At 35.8% G+C, this 15,156-nt stretch carries 14 protein-coding genes and 1 pseudogene; 2 read left to right on the forward strand and 13 right to left on the reverse strand.

From position 1 onward, the window contains the following. Positions 1-127 precede the first annotated feature (127 nt). The 4 genes from NF27_RS02485 to NF27_RS02500 form a co-directional block, all read right to left on the reverse strand. Positions 128-316: an HNH endonuclease signature motif containing protein gene (locus NF27_RS02485; RefSeq protein ID WP_039455467.1), complete on the reverse strand. Its 189-nt coding sequence runs from the start codon at positions 314-316 to the stop codon at positions 128-130. Then, positions 313-1,032, reverse strand: coding sequence for a hypothetical protein (locus tag NF27_RS02490; RefSeq protein WP_039455468.1), 720 nt, complete (start codon positions 1,030-1,032; stop codon positions 313-315). The genes NF27_RS02485 and NF27_RS02490 overlap by 4 nt, the downstream gene beginning before the upstream one ends. 76 nt (positions 1,033-1,108) lie before the next feature. Next, positions 1,109-1,423, reverse strand: a complete 315-nt coding sequence (locus tag NF27_RS02495; RefSeq protein WP_152606826.1) for a hypothetical protein — start codon at positions 1,421-1,423, stop codon at positions 1,109-1,111. 13 nt (positions 1,424-1,436) lie between these two features. Further along, positions 1,437-1,691: a hypothetical protein gene (locus NF27_RS02500; RefSeq protein ID WP_039455471.1), complete on the reverse strand. Its 255-nt coding sequence runs from the start codon at positions 1,689-1,691 to the stop codon at positions 1,437-1,439. A gap of 151 nt (positions 1,692-1,842) precedes the next feature. On the opposite strand from NF27_RS02500, the gene NF27_RS02505 reads away from it, so the two are divergent. Then, complete coding sequence (locus tag NF27_RS02505) at positions 1,843-2,097, forward strand: hypothetical protein (protein ID WP_039455473.1); 255 nt, start codon at positions 1,843-1,845, stop codon at positions 2,095-2,097. A 33-nt stretch (positions 2,098-2,130) separates the two neighbouring features. Here NF27_RS02505 and NF27_RS02510 read toward each other — a convergent pair whose 3' ends face one another. The 8 genes from NF27_RS02510 to NF27_RS02545 all read right to left on the reverse strand — a co-directional run bounded on the left by NF27_RS02510 (position 2,131) and on the right by NF27_RS02545 (position 13,551). After that, positions 2,131-2,943, reverse strand: a complete 813-nt coding sequence (locus NF27_RS02510) for an SMI1/KNR4 family protein (protein ID WP_039455474.1) — start codon at positions 2,941-2,943, stop codon at positions 2,131-2,133. A 24-nt stretch (positions 2,944-2,967) separates the two neighbouring features. Then, the gene (locus NF27_RS13255; RefSeq protein ID WP_152606827.1) at positions 2,968-3,060 is read right to left on the reverse strand and encodes an HNH endonuclease; all 93 of its coding nucleotides are present in this window, start codon (positions 3,058-3,060) and stop codon (positions 2,968-2,970) included. 113 nt (positions 3,061-3,173) lie between these two features. Beyond that, on the reverse strand, positions 3,174-3,827 hold the full coding sequence (locus NF27_RS02515; RefSeq protein ID WP_039455477.1) for a hypothetical protein: 654 nt from the start codon (positions 3,825-3,827) through the stop codon (positions 3,174-3,176). Then, positions 3,824-4,030 carry a hypothetical protein gene (locus tag NF27_RS02520; protein WP_039455479.1) on the reverse strand — a complete coding sequence of 69 codons (207 nt, stop codon included), beginning with the start codon at positions 4,028-4,030 and terminating at the stop codon, positions 3,824-3,826. The genes NF27_RS02515 and NF27_RS02520 overlap by 4 nt, the downstream gene beginning before the upstream one ends. Positions 4,031-4,397: 367 nt before the next feature. After that, positions 4,398-5,195, reverse strand: coding sequence for an SMI1/KNR4 family protein (locus NF27_RS11045; protein WP_053332513.1), 798 nt, complete (start codon positions 5,193-5,195; stop codon positions 4,398-4,400). Positions 5,196-5,210: 15 nt separating this feature from the next. Continuing rightward, a complete protein-coding gene (locus NF27_RS11050) occupies positions 5,211-6,008 on the reverse strand; it encodes an SMI1/KNR4 family protein (RefSeq protein ID WP_053332514.1) in 798 nt (265 codons plus the stop codon). Between the two features lie 20 nt (positions 6,009-6,028). After that, a complete protein-coding gene (locus NF27_RS11055; protein ID WP_053332515.1) occupies positions 6,029-10,945 on the reverse strand; it encodes an HNH endonuclease in 4,917 nt (1,638 codons plus the stop codon). Positions 10,946-11,325: 380 nt separating this feature from the next. After that, on the reverse strand, positions 11,326-13,551 hold the full coding sequence (locus NF27_RS02545; protein ID WP_039455482.1) for a hypothetical protein: 2,226 nt from the start codon (positions 13,549-13,551) through the stop codon (positions 11,326-11,328). Between the two features lie 258 nt (positions 13,552-13,809). Here NF27_RS02545 and NF27_RS02550 point away from each other — a divergent pair, with 258 nt between their 5' ends. Continuing rightward, positions 13,810-13,998, forward strand: a complete 189-nt coding sequence (locus NF27_RS02550; RefSeq protein ID WP_039455484.1) for a hypothetical protein — start codon at positions 13,810-13,812, stop codon at positions 13,996-13,998. Between the two features lie 629 nt (positions 13,999-14,627). On the opposite strand, the pseudogene NF27_RS02555 reads toward NF27_RS02550, so the two are convergent. Further along, positions 14,628-15,156 (reverse strand): annotated as a pseudogene (locus NF27_RS02555) (IS256 family transposase); the annotation flags it as partial.

Here is a 15,156-nt window from a genome sequence, read left to right on the forward strand (position 1 = left end):
CTTCCTTTATGATATTTAATTCTTTAGGTATGTCAGTTAAATTTACTTATTTGCGCCACAAAGCCATTGTGATTGGATTCTCACATTCTCTTACTCTATATGCTTCATCTTCATTTCCTAAAAATTATTATTTAGCCCCTTTACTGGGCTCATGTCTTAGTTTAGATGCACCACCGGTATGTTGTATTGCATTGTGTAAATCTTTTGGTACAAGTTCCATAGTTTTTCCATCTTCATGATGATGCCAGGTATAATTATCAGGTGTTTTCTTAAAGCCTGCTGCTTCATTTGCCTTCCTAAGGTCACAATCCCTCAAACCTTTTCATCATCATAGAACACAACCTCTCCATCCTGATACTCACCTACAGGCCTTACATCTATACATATGTCAAAATCGGCTGCTTGAGCTTTAATAAAATCTGCAAATTCCTCTCCGCTAATTGATCCAAACCATTGCCACATTTGCCTGTTTAAGCTCACAATCATTTCCCTATTCATCTTGTTCAGCTTTATATATTCTTCAGTGCATTGCGGTAGAAGACCATTAAAGTCCTCTAAAGTTTTATCTTCACTCATATACTGTTCTACTTTTCTGATCGTCTCTTTTAGATGGTCAACAACACAGATATAGTATATACACTTAATCAGTTCTTCTTGATTGAATTCATGATAATTCAAATAATCAGGGCAATTAATATCTACCTCGTTATCAGAGCACACTTCATTAATCACATTTTCTTGAAATTCTATAGCCTGTCCTTTAATAAATGCTATTCTTTCTTCCTCGGGTTCTGCCGTTACTCTCCAATGTACTTTATCAAATAGGTCGCTTATCATCATGCGATTTAAGGGGCCAAGATTCAATTGCTCACCTGTGAGTGCTGGTAGCATGTTATCATGTAATCCTTGAAGGCTGCCATTAGCCTCTATTCCATTAGTGGCTATTAGCTTAAGTGCTGCAAGCAACTCTAAACTGCTCTCGTAGTATACGCAGTCAATTAGTTCTTTAGTTGTATATTTGTATGTTACCATTCTCTATATATTATTTAATTTTATTAAATTATCATTTAAAGTTTAATAGCTTTTCAAAACAGTATTTTCAATCATTTTAACGGTCAATCTTAAGCAATTCATGTATATATGGTTCGTATTCTTCTATACATTCAATAATCTTCTTACGTTGCTCCTCTGTATCTATTCCATACTCTTCTTCTAGAAGGCCCATACCTCCCTCTTTTATATCTATTACGCTATATATAAAATAATTAGTTTCTTCCTCAAACTCCCTGGGCAATGCGTCTAAAACTCCAGTATTACTTGACGTAACGCTAAGTAAAGAACCATACTGACGTTTCCCTCTTTTATAATCCTCAAATACTTCAAGGATTCTCTTTAGCATTCTTTTATAATGTGTTTCTTCCATCTCCATCTCCATCTCAACCTCTTCCTCTTCCTTTATCTCCACCGTCTCTCTGTATAGTTATCACAATATCTCCTTCAGTTACTACTTTAAATACTCCATCACGATGCCCAATTCTATCAACTCCGTTCACAACATGCAGTGTTTTAATATTTCTACTATTTATGATGTGTTCAATAAACTGAGGGCTTAGACCCGAAGGGCCATGATCTTCAGAAGTATTGACAGCTACTCTACCCTTTATTCCACCAACTACATGTATTGGAAACATATGCTCAACTGCATGTTGAGTATAGAGGAAATTACCGATTCTTGCATACTCCCTACCATTACGTATTTCTTTCGGATATTGGTCATAGGTACCCCATAAAAGCTTTTCTTTATTCGCTTCAGGTTGTTTACGCTTGTTACGAGGCGAAATTTTGCCGCTGGACTCATCATCAGAATTCTCTGGGCTGCTATTTTTACTACCACCTCCGCCTCCTGCACCGGTTTTACCAACTTTATCTGTCCATCCAGACTTATCTAACGGTTTTTCAGCTTTGCAGGTGAATTTAAAATTAGTTTTCTCGCTGCTTGAACTAGAACTACTAGAGCTTGAGCTACCTGATCTTTGTCCAGTTGAACCAGAACTATCAGAACCTCTGCTTGTCGAACCAGAACTGCCTGGTTTCTGAGTAGCGGTATTCGAACTGCTTGGCCTTTATTGTTTACCTAGCATCTGGTTTTCCTTGCGAGGAATAGCTATCTACATCTTCTATCACATTTTTATACTCGCCTGTTTTATCTGTGATATAACGTACATACCTTTTATTTTCTGATGGCACTTCATACTTAAGAATAAGATCGCTATTTTTTTTAATCTTCTCTACTACAAATTCCTCTACGTCTTTAGGTGCTTTCGCGAAAAAAACTTTCATGAGCTCAGCATACTTGCGTCCGTTGTTTATGTAATATGGTAGAGAGTATTTATCATGAATATCTATATACTTTATAGCTTCATTTCTTTTTTCATTCATCTCAGCATCGCCAAAATAAAGGCTATTTATAAAATCAGTAAAGCTGTTAGCAATTAGAAAGACATTATCCCACCATGGTTCTTCTTCCCCCAATCGCACGCAGCCTTTATGATCCCAAAAGTACACCTTACCATAATTTCTCAAGCCAACACTTATGCAGATTAAGTTCCCACCAGAACTTTTGCCGATAGCTATTAATCCTTTAGGTAGCCTATCTCCATCAAATTTGTATTCTCTCAAAAGATTAGAATACTCACCATCATGTATAGCATAAAACCATGCTATCTCTGCACTAAAGCTTTTAGCTTCAGCTTTAGTTATTCTGTTATAATATGGGATAGCCTCAAGAAGAGGATAACAGTCTTTATCTGGATGACCGCCATTATATTTAAGTAAATGCTCTACATAATCGCTAGGCAGTTTAGCCCCAATGGTTTCCTCTGCTGCTAGTATTTCGTCTACTGTGATTGGGTTCTTACATTCTTCTACTTCTATATGCTTCATATTTATTCCTCTAAGTTTATGTTATTATACACCTTTACTAGGCTCATGTCTTAGTTTAGATGCACCACCGGTATGTTTTATAGCATCGTGCAAATCAAATGGTACAAGTTCAATAATATAGAGTTAAATAGACGTTTTCCTTACTTATATTCGTCGAATACTTCAAATATTTTTTTATAATGTGATTTTTCCATTTTAATATCTACTTATTACCGTAACTCATCCTCAAATTAAACGAAAATCTCCTCTCCTAAAGCTCGCATAATAGCAGAAAGCCACATTAGGTCATTAGGTATAGGTTCATCCTTATCATTAGCTATCCTTCTCATTTTTTCTATATCTGAGGAAAGCTGACCTATTTTGAGCTCCTCCGCCTTAGGTCTTTCCTCAGGTATGTAGTATTGCTCTTTGGGGATATACCAATAGTAATCATTGCTTAGGGTAAATTCTTTTATACCATCCTCCTCCAAATAACGCATCACCTTCAAAAACCCTATTTTTAGTTTCTCAATAGAGATCTTCGTATACTCTGCCTCCCTCATACTCGTGCCCCTTTCTTCCAGACTTAATAATTCGTTTCGGGATTGAGCCGAAATTTCCTCTCCTATAGCTCGCATGAGTGTAGAAAGGAACACTAAATCGTAAGCCATAACATACTCATCTTCTTCATCTTTAACCCGCTTTACTGCTCTTTCTATATCCCAAGTAAGTTGACCTAATGTAAATTCTTCTACATCAGGTTTTTTGGATACATCGTAACATTGCTCCTTGTGTATCTGCCAATAATAATCATGCTTTAGGCCAAACTCCTTGATATCATTATTTTCTAAGTGGCTAATTATCCTTAAAAAGGCCAACTCTAATTCTTTAATGGAAATTTTCATATTGTTTTACCTTTGGCTTTATCTTTTACTTCTTTCATATCTTTCTTAAAATTCTTGATTTCATCCTCTAAACCCTTTATTCTACCTTTAATAATGTTAGCACAAATTTCAGGATTGTCTTTATTTCTTGCTAAACGGCCATCATTATCATAAGCTTCAGGATCAGCTTTATACTTCTCTAATTTTTCTCTATGCTCTTTCAAATTACTTTTTTGAGACCTGTATTTTCTTCTACTTGGTGGAGATACTTTACCTAAGAATTCTTCATCATCAGAATTCTCCGGGCTGCTATTTTTACTACCACCTCCGCCTCCTGCACCGGTTTTACCAACTTTATCTGTCCATCCAGACTTATCTAACGGTTTTTCAGCTTTGCAGGTGAATTTAAAATTAGTTTTCTCGCTGCTTGAACTAGAACTACTAGAGCTCGAGCTATCTGATCTTTGTCCAGTTGAACCAGAACTATCAGAACCTCTGCTTGTCGAACCAGAACTGCCTGGTTTCTGAGTAGCGGTATTCGAACTACTTGGTTTCGGCGTAGTTGTATTAGAACTGCTTCGCCTTTATCGTTTACCTAGCAGCTGGTTTTCCTTGCAAGGAATAACTATCTACATCTTCTATTGCATCTTTATACTCGCCTGTCTTATCTGTGATATAGCGTACATATCTTTTCTTTTCTGATGGTACTTCATACTTAAGAATAAGATCACTGTTCTCTTCAATTTCCTCCACTATGAACTCTTCTACTTCTATAGGTGCTTTTGCAAAAAAAGATTTCATGAGTTCAGCATGCTTACGCCCGTTGTTTAGATAATATGGTAAAGAGTACTTATCATGAACATCTATAAACTTTGTATCCTCATTTCTCCCAATACTTCTTGAATAAAGGCTATTTATAAAATCAGTAAAGCTATTGGCAATCAAAAAGACATTATCCCACCACGGCTCTTCTCCCAGTGGAACGCTGCCTTTATATTCCCAAAAGTATACCTTGCCATAATTTCCCAAACCAACACTTATACAAATCAAATTTCCAAAAGAATCCCTCCCTATAGCTATTAATCCTTTAGGTAGCCTATCTCCATTAAATCTGCACCCTCTCAAAAAACTTTCATATTCACCTTCATATATAGCATAAAACCATGATATTCCAGAGTCGAAGCTTTTATCTTCTGTTTTAGTTATTCTGTTATAATATGGCAGAGGCTCAAGAAGAGGGTAACAGTCTTTATCCGGGTGCCCGCCATTATATTTAAGTATATGCTCTACGTAGTCGCTAGGCAGCTTTGCCCCTATGGTTTCTTCTGCTTCTAGTACTTCGTCTATTGTAATTGGGTTCTCACATTCTCTTACTTCCATATGCTTCATTTTTTCTCAGGATATTTAAGCATCTATTTTCTCTTGCGAAGAATAATCAACCATATCTTCTATTGCATCTTTATACTTGCCTGTCTTATCTGTGATATAACGTATATACCTTTTCTTTTCTGATGGTACTTCATACTTCAGAATGAGGTCATTGTTCTCTTCAATTTTATCCACTATAAACTCCTCTACTTCTGTAGGTGTTTTCGCAAAGAAAGATTTCATGAGCTCAGCATGCTTACGTCCGTTGTTTAGATAATATGGTAAAGAGTACTTATCATGAATATTTATAAAATTTGTATCCTCATCCCCTTCGATATTGCTGGAATAAAGACTATTTATGAAATCAGTAAAGCTATTGGCAATCAAAAAAACATTATCCCACCACGGCTCTTCTTCCCCCAATTGCACGCTGCCTTCCAGAGTCCAAAAATACACTTTTCCATAGTTCCCCATGCCAACACTCATACAAATCAAATCCCCAAAAGAATTTCTACCAATAGCTATTAATCCTTTAGGTAGCCTATCTCCATCAAATTTATACTCTCTCAAAAGATTTGAATACTCACCATCATGTATAGCATAAAACCATGCTATTTCTGAGTCATAGCTTTTAGCTTCTGCTTTAGTTATTCTGTTATAATATGGCAGAGGCTCAAGAAGGGGATAACAATCTTTATCCGGATGTCCACCATTATATTTGAGTAAATGCTCTACATAATCGCTAGGTAGTTTGGCCCCTATGGTTCCTTCTGCTTCTAGTATTTCTTCTATTGTGATTGGGTCTTTACATTTCCTTACTTCTATATGCTTCATATTTATACTCCAAAGTTATGTTATTTTATTCCTTTACTGGTCTCATGTCTTAGTTTAGATGCACCACCGGTATGTTTTATCGCATCGTGCAGATCTTTTGGTACAAGTTCCATAGTCTTTCCATCTTCATGATGATGCCAAGTGTAGCCATCAGGTGTTTCCTTATAGCCTACTGCTTTATTTGCCTTTCCAGAATCATGCCCATGTTCTCCATTTAGGCCAGTAACCTCAACTATCAATATAGCATGAGGTGTAAAATTTGGACATCCATTTTCCTTGAACCATATACCGTCAGGATACTTCTCTTTTAAGTTTGGATATCTTGCCTTTATCGACTCAGGTAGCTTATCAAAATCTACCTTCTTTCCTGTAAAATTAGCAGCATTTCTAGGAAGGTTTTTTCCAATTTTTTCCACTGTGTCAGGCACCTTTTTCTTAGTCTCTGTTCGCCCAGCCGTAGTGGTTGACTGGCTTTGTTTACTTGCAAAGCTAAAATTCGTCTTCTCACTACTTGAACTAGAGCTACTGCTTGAACTACCTCTACTAGAGTAGCTACTTGAACCTGAAGTACTCGACCTCTGATTGCTTGAACCGGCAGAGCTTGGCCTCTGGTTAGTAGTTGTACTAGGTTTTGATGTAGCAGTGCTAGAGCTACTTGGCCTCTGAGTAGTTGAGCCACTGCTTGGCCTTTGTGCAGTTGGTGGGGCATAACTACTCGGCCTTGCGGTAGTTGAGCCTGAGGAGCTGGGTTGAGGGCGGGTGACATTACTTGCTGCCGCTTCCCGCCTTGCCGTATAGCTTGGGTTATTTGCACCGGATACACTTCCTCTGCTTGCATTAGCTGCTCTTGTTGCAGCTATATTCGCACTATTTACCCTGCTATTATTGCTTGCAAATGCATTGTTTATTATTTGCTGCGACCTTTGATTATTACGCTCAATCGTTCTGATTCGGGGTATGATCAGTACTCCTCCATATGCCAGCCTTCCTTCTTCACTATCAATACTCGCTGGCACCCGCCAACAGGCTTGGCTTAAATCAGGTTTATAACCTTTTTCTCTACCAAACCCAATCTTCTTGTACTCATCCTCAAGCCTATCATGTTCACTTAGTTTCTCCTGTAATTGCTGTATTACTTTGTCATGCTCATGATCGACTAACATTCTTATCATCACATTTTCATAGCCATTTAGGAAATCTTTTATCAGTGAATCAGTACGATCTCCAAGAGCCGGAGCAAAACTTTTAGACAACTCCTCATGCCATCCCCTTCTTTTATTTTGACTTAACTGTCTTGCTATCCCTTTTCTTACCATGTAGACTTCTTTTTTCCATTCCTCACTTGAAATAGTCCACCAGCCAAACCAACCCGCTTCCTCCTTCCTTTTGTTGTACCAGTCCTTATAGTGCTCCTCAACTTCTTGGGATTTTGAAGAGATATGTAATGTCCCTATCTGTTCCCTGATGGATTTTAATTGTTCTTTAACCCTTTCTGCTATTTTTACCTTTGAAAGCCCCTGTTCGAAGTTTGAGAATTTGGTCGCTAACAGTTCTTGCTCTTCTTTTAACTTTATTTTGTCATTTCTGACATCTATCATGCTTGCTATTTTCTCTATAGCTCCTTCTATAAGGTTAAGTAACCACCTTCTGGTATCCTCATTTACTTCTAGTTTAATTACTTGTAATGCTTCTTCCTGCATCTTGATCCATGCTTCATTATCAAGCCTAAACCAAGCAATGCGTCCATGACTATTTATGTAATCTGTTCTTGTTTTGCTGTACCACTTATCATATTTCTTCTGTATCTGTTCATCAGTATGCTTACCCTTATGCAGTGCTTCCTTATATACAGAGTGTGGTGCAAAATTATAGACAGTATCTAAGCCTATAACCTTGCTTTTAAGCTCAATCAAAGCATATATTATCTCCTCAGCATTCTTACCATTTGAGTGCATTTTGCATATGCGATCACCTTCACCTGCTATTTCTTCTATAACATCGCACCACCCTATTGCACCTGAGTGGTAGCTACATATTAAAAGGTCATCCCATGGTATTTGCTCCTCCTCAAGGTTTTGGCTTAACTTTCTTCTAACGCTATCTTTTAGCCCAAAAAATTCCCTTATATATGCAGCTGACTTTTTATTTTCTTTCCTCAAGTTGCCAAGAAGATGTATAGAAGTGCAGACCTTACTTAGCTCACGTAACTGTCCAAATATCGGCAAGTATTGAGCAAATTCATCATAATTGGCTGTAAACTCACGCGCAAAAATATATTCAGGTGAAAAATGATGCTCTCTTTTTACTTGGCCGGTAATATGCTTTGTTATGTGGTAGAAAATATGCGCATTAGACGAGTTGATCCTAATACTTTCTACTTTATTAAATGTATTTTTTGCATAAAATATAGGCTTAGTGCTTATGCTTTTGACCTCGGTTCTTGGCTCACGTAATACAGAGCCTATTAACCCCGAATCTGTATACGGATAAGCAGGAGAGATCTTGCCGTCCTCATAAAAATATATTTTTTTCTTATTTTCTTTAAAAATAATGCTTGGAGATTTTAGCTGTAATTCCTCTATCTCTTGCTCAATTTTCATTTGATCACTAATGATATAAAATTGCCAACCTTCATCCTTTTCATCAAGATCAACTAAGTTACCATCTTTATCAAATGCCATCTTATGTTTTTTAACCACCATCTTCAGGTGATCTAAAGCGACTCGTTGTACGTTAACTTCTTTTTTCGCTTCTTCCGCAATGTCAATCCCCTCGGCTTCAATCCAAAAACGATGGATAGAATTAGACTGCTTTGCCTTATGAAAATCATAAATTATTTTCTTCAAATGCTCAGGCATATGCTCTATCATTCTATCTATTGGTCGTATGTCATATGGGTATCTACCTTGTACTTCCTTACCCATAGTTAAAAACTTCAGTATATAGTCAGCAAGCAGAGCAGTGCTCAAAAATTGGGTTTGATATAAAGATTCAGGCTCAAAAAACACCTTATTAAATGGGTGGTAGTGCATGTCAAGATCAACGGGATCCAAGCTAAACGATATACAGCTTGTTTTTCTCTCAAGCATTTCATTAAGGTCGTTGATTGTAAATAACTTACTATACTCCGGATCATTTGCATTCCATTCTTTGAGCTGAAAGCTAATTTCACCGGTTTCATTGTTTACTTCAAATCCATTCAAACTGCCATATATTTTGATTTCAGGATCTTCAGTAAGCGGCAAGGAATTAGAGGGATTCATCCATCCCTCGGCATCACGATCAACCATAACCCATGGCGTGTCTATATTTTTATCCAGATCCTCAAATGTCCAATTATCTTTTGCAAGTAGCTCCCCCATTAACTCCAGCCGGAACTGACGCTCCTGTTCTTTATTATGCTCCTCCTCATACCAGCCTTTGAGTGATGCTTCGTATGCTTGATAAAGGATATTGATTCTAGTATGGCCATAAGATTCATTATCTTCAAATTGCCTTTCCTCACTATTTTTTACCAATGCGTGCAGGAATCGCCGCATTAAGATGATCGACTCGTTACCTTTTTTAAAGAACGCTATATTTGATTTAGGTGGTTCAAAAATAGGGTAAATATCTGCGATCTTTAAGCATTTAATTTGTAAAGCCTCTATTATTGCAGCTAGATCATCATCACCAAACCTAAATGATCCGATTCCTTTTAGAGATTGTGTAATAGCGTAAAGCTTGACATCAGGTGTAGCATGACTGCTTATCTGTATTGCAGCCAAATACATATTAAGCGCCAGTTGCTCATCAGCCATCCGTTCAATATCGATTGCCGACTCACAATTTGCTGCTCTTTGAAAGTATGCCCCTGCTTGAATTAGCGTATTAATCGTGATCTGTCTACTCGACCTGTCTATTAAGGCCATAGTGAGATCAGCAAGGTAGTAGGCAATACCCCGATAGTTATTAGCAAGGTTTCGGCTATTTTCTTCTTTCTCATTCAGGTTGCGCTCTGCTCTATACAATACATTTAGATAATGGATTAAACTTAGCATTTCTTTTGGGCTATCTTTTGATATCCTGGCTTTAAGGTTTTTTAGTTCTTGCCCGGTGTCTTCCTGACCATCAAATATTTCTCTATTGTTTAAACCAACACTATCTTCTCGCCAGTAAGAACGCATTACCCGAGCAAAAAGATCTCGGAAATACTTATTTTCGATCAGCGGAGCCATAATGGATATAGTCTCATCTGAAGTCTTTGCATAGTCAGTGATTCTTTTGATTGAAGAAAGAAGATCAGTTGTGTTCGCATGATCTGTCTCTACCATTCTGATGATAGATAGCATCGAATCATATAACTCGATCTCAGGGTGATACAATTTAGTATTCTTGAGCTCCCTGATTGCTTTTTCAAAGCATTGTTTGACTGCTGATAAATTACTATCACGATATTCCCCTTTTAGGAAACCGGTAAAAACTCCTACCGCTAGATTAGGGGTCATCTTGGGATATTCAAGTTGGGTAGGACTCTCCCCGGAACTGAACTGATTTGCTGCAAAAGCAAAAATATTGAATTTTTCTTTATATAAATCTGCTTCAAATTTTTTGAATAGTTCATGTATATCCGTTTCAGGTAATTTTTCTTGCCGGTATTTTTCAATCAGCTTTTTATGCTTAGCCTTCAATTGTTCTGAATAAGGAGCTCGAGATGACTCAATATATTCTGCATTAATAGGTTTTTCCGGTAAGTCAGGATCTTCTTCGTCATCAAGTTGGGCAAGTTCAGGAAAATTCATCCATGCGCTATAGGCGTTTTGCAGTTCTCGAAACTTTTCTATATCGCCGCCTTTATCCGGATGATCAACTAGTGCTTGCTTTCTGTATTTCTTATGAATTTCACCGGCAGAAACGTCTTTATTTAAACCAAGAATTTTAAATATATTATTTTTCATGGTAACCGGCTCCTTATCTTATCATGACCATATAAATTTTTTAGTTTCATTTCACTTTATGAAAAGCAATTCAGACATATTTTTTTTTCTTACGGTATTTGCTTTTCAACGGCTATTATTAGTTGCAGCCATAATACTTATAAACAAATCAAACTCTTCAAACATTTTATTAAGGGATATGGTTTGATTACTAATTTATTAGAAATAAATTCTATAGAAATATTGTATAATATATCAAAATTAAGCTTACTCTTACATTAAGAGTAAGGTAAGTTACCGTATACCCATTTAAATCCATATTGAAGTAAGGCAGAACAATTAACTATGAAAACCATAATTAGTATCATGCCTATTATCCTGCTATAAAAAATTACTCTTTTTTACCTGTAATTTTCACATCTATAATTAACTGATTCCTTCAATTCATTCATGTTCGTACTGCATTTCTCTAGCAATTTTAAAATATTATTAAGCATATCTTTATAATGATCATCTACGGTTTCTAATTTTTCTTTAACGTTTGATTTTAATTCTTCTATATCATCTTTAAATCTTGAATTAGCATTGATAAGCTTTTCTCTTCGAGGCTCGGTAAATTTATATGATTGAAAAATTTCTTCTGCTAAATTTCTGAAGCTGTTGATAAACCTATTTATTTTTTCTTCAGAATCATTTGTCCTAGCTGAAAAATTTTGCTGACCAGCATGGTTAAATTTTCTTTTTAATTGCTCAGCATATTCTACCCCTTTATTTAGTGAGCCAATAGGAAAATCGGGAAGTTGATGGAGAAGGTTCAGTAACTTTTCTTTAATATGATCAATATCCGAAAGCAGCTTTTCAGCCACTAAGCTATATTCGGGTTGCTTCTGCTGATATGCATAATTCCATGCATTGCTTAAAATTATAAGCGCCGGAAGTGCACCGACTGAAAAACCTAATAGATATGGAGCTGCTGAGGCAAGTACACCAATAGCCATTCGTCCAGCAGAACCTCCTATACCAAAGTATGAAGAGAGTAATACGACTCCTCCACCAAGGGAACCAAATTTTATACTACTTTGAATTATATTTCCTTCAAACATCCCCTTCATTCCACCAAGCACTACCCCTGCCCCTCCAACAGTTAATATACTAGGTAAATATGTACTTTTTGAGGACAATAATAAAGAAGCTGTAAAAACTGCGACATGTGTAGATAAAGGTGCAAGGTATGGATAGAGAATTACTAGGCTTGAATAGCATAATACTACCCCTGCCCCATAGCTCAACGCAATGGCAGCAGTCCCAGTAATCAAGTACAGCCCTCCTTTCCTTTCCATTTTATCAAAATTTCTATTTATGCTTAATGCGTTCATTAAAAGATCTGTTAACTTGAATTTCCTCGTTCCCGTTGGATCGTATAAAATATGCTTTGGATCTGCATAGTTTGAACTCATCCAATCTCTATAGCTTGTGTATCCTTTATATAGTATATAACTGCCCATAACCGAACCAAGAGTAGGCATAATTAATGGAGAAAATTGGTCGACAGTATCAAACATAGAAGAAAATGCGTTACTCAAACTTACACCATTAGCAAAGCCCTGGATCCCAATTGTAGGTAAGAGCTCAATGTTTAAGCTTAAAGTAGGAATTGCAATATAGTCGTAAATTGATTCCAATACTTGAGGTGTAAATCTAATTAAAGAAAAGATAATAGTCCCTTTTTCTACATAGTTTAGTGTTTTCTGGTAAAAATTACTTAATTCCAAGAATGAGAAAACTTTGGCTGCGACTACTAGAGCGATAGCTATTTCTATAGCCGCACTCATAGACACAAAACCTCCAATAGTACCTACTATACCTAAAGAAGATTGAAGAATTGAGCTACTGCGCTCTCTGCCTGACAAAACGTCAAAGGACCTAAACATTAGCATAGCAGCAGTATTTGAGAAATTAATAGCTTGAACCCAGGGACTGATCGAATTTAAAATCCATTTATGATTATATATAAATCCTGCAGCAATTGCACTCAGTGCGCTTTTTTTAGTCAGTCTCAACCAATCATCAATACTACCCCCGTTTTTTATTAGATTATGGGCAGATTCCAAGATCTCAGAACTATAAGTCATAGCGATGGCGCCAGTCAAAGGTATAGCACTACCTGTAACCATTGAACCTAATGTTGCTAACCCTGTGGCTACACCTATCCCAATTCTTTTAGTGGTATTTAAATTAGATGGTTTCTTAACACCATACATTATTGCTGCACCTCCTAATAGAGTATACAAAGTATTACCTCTTAACGAACTATGTAAGGTACTTGAATAATCTGTGTAAAATCTGATAGAACTTTGTGTGATGATGGCAAGCGGTGCAACAAGTGTTGAGAGGCTAAGTATGTGATAGATATCTCTAAGATTAAAATTTTTTAAATTTTTAACACTTGAAAACTTTCCGTTCCAGGTATCAAGAAAATTGCTTAGCGCATAAACTGATAAAACTCCACCCACAGCTGTATTAAAGGTGGTAAGCTCGTTAGTGGGCTTAAAAACATTTCGTATTTGAGAATTATACTGAAAAAAAAACGAAGAATTCCAATCCCATGCTTGATTTACATTTAACATTGTTTTTACATTTTCTATTATAATTTAATGTACATTAACATATCAATTTTATAAAAAAAGGACTTATAATTTAAATTTTGGACATGGCTTCAAGGATTTTGGTTGTGTCGCATCTGTAAGTAAGGCAGGATAGGGATGAATATCTTTGAATTATGTACACTAAGCCATTAGGTATGTGATTCATATACCTAATTAATTGGATTGTAAGATTAACTCTTGATTAAGTATAATGGGTATTAGTTATACCGGACAATATGGATGGAGATAAATTTTTATAAGGAAAATATAAAGAAAAATGCTAATAGTAAGCATAATAAAATAAGAAATCGAATCATAGAGAACTTTAAGATAGAGAAAAAAATAAGCGAGAGTGTGACAACTACTCGTAAAAAGTTAAAAGAACTGGAAGATGAAAAAGAAACAATAGTCGGAAAATTACAAGTATGACCAAGCAATAAGAGCATTAAAGAAGAAGTAGCTAATATATTTAGGAATATTAAACAACAATATAAAAACTGAAATTATAGGTGAAGGTTGCTAATCATATATATGAACCAGGGATATGCATATACTAATCAACAGGTAATCTTATAGCCTGCTGGTAACTAGGTATATGAATCACACAAATAATTTATCCAATTATTTAATTATTTAATTATTCCTATTAAATAATTAAGTTGATTTAAACCACAATTTAAAACCTTTTTATATTCACTGCTTACTCATCCGGATTAAATGAAAGCTTTATTTATAGTGCAGGTAAAATTACGGAACTATTCACACCACCCATAATTACCATGGAGATAGTCATTTTTGAAAGTAACTATTGAAAACTATCACCCATTTTTCCTAACAATTAACAAAGAATGGATACAATAATTTATTTGAATATGGTATCATAACTTCTCAAGCTCTAAACAACTTTATTACCAGAAAAAATATTTTTATATTGTAATATTAAAAATCATAAATATTGTTTTAATATTATAAAAGAAAGCTATGGCATTTTGTTAGAACCATAGCTTATCTAAAAAAAGGAGTTTTTGCAACAAACTGTGTAAAAGCCAAATAGGTTATTATGCAACTAAGGAATCAGAGAATTCAATAATGAATCTATTCATAGCTGATTTCCAATCCTTAACTGGCATAGCCCACTTTTTAGAAATTTTGTCAATTGCTAAAAAGAGTATTTTAAAAACTGCATCGTCATTTGGAAAAGCACGCTTATTTTTAATTACCTTGCGTAGGGTCATATTCATAGACTCTATAGCATTTGTGGTATAAATGGCTTTTCTAATGTCCTCAGGATAGGCAAAAAATGTGGTAATATGCTCCCAATGTTTAAGCCAGGATTGACTGATTGAGGGGTATTTAACATCCCACCTGAGGGCAAAAGTTTCAAGCGCCATCTCGGCTTCTTGGAGAGTTTTTGCCGTATAAATTTTCTTTAAATCTGCACATAAAGCTTTTCTATCTTTCCAACTTACATATCTTAATGAGTTCCTTACCATATGAACAATACACAATTGCACTTTGGCTTTTGGATATAGTGTAGATATAGCTTCTCTAGAATCCGGTCAAACCGTCAACACAAGCTATAAATAC

Source organism: Candidatus Jidaibacter acanthamoeba, from assembly GCF_000815465.1.
In the GTDB taxonomy this organism is placed as follows: domain Bacteria; phylum Pseudomonadota; class Alphaproteobacteria; order Rickettsiales; family Midichloriaceae; genus Jidaibacter; species Jidaibacter acanthamoebae.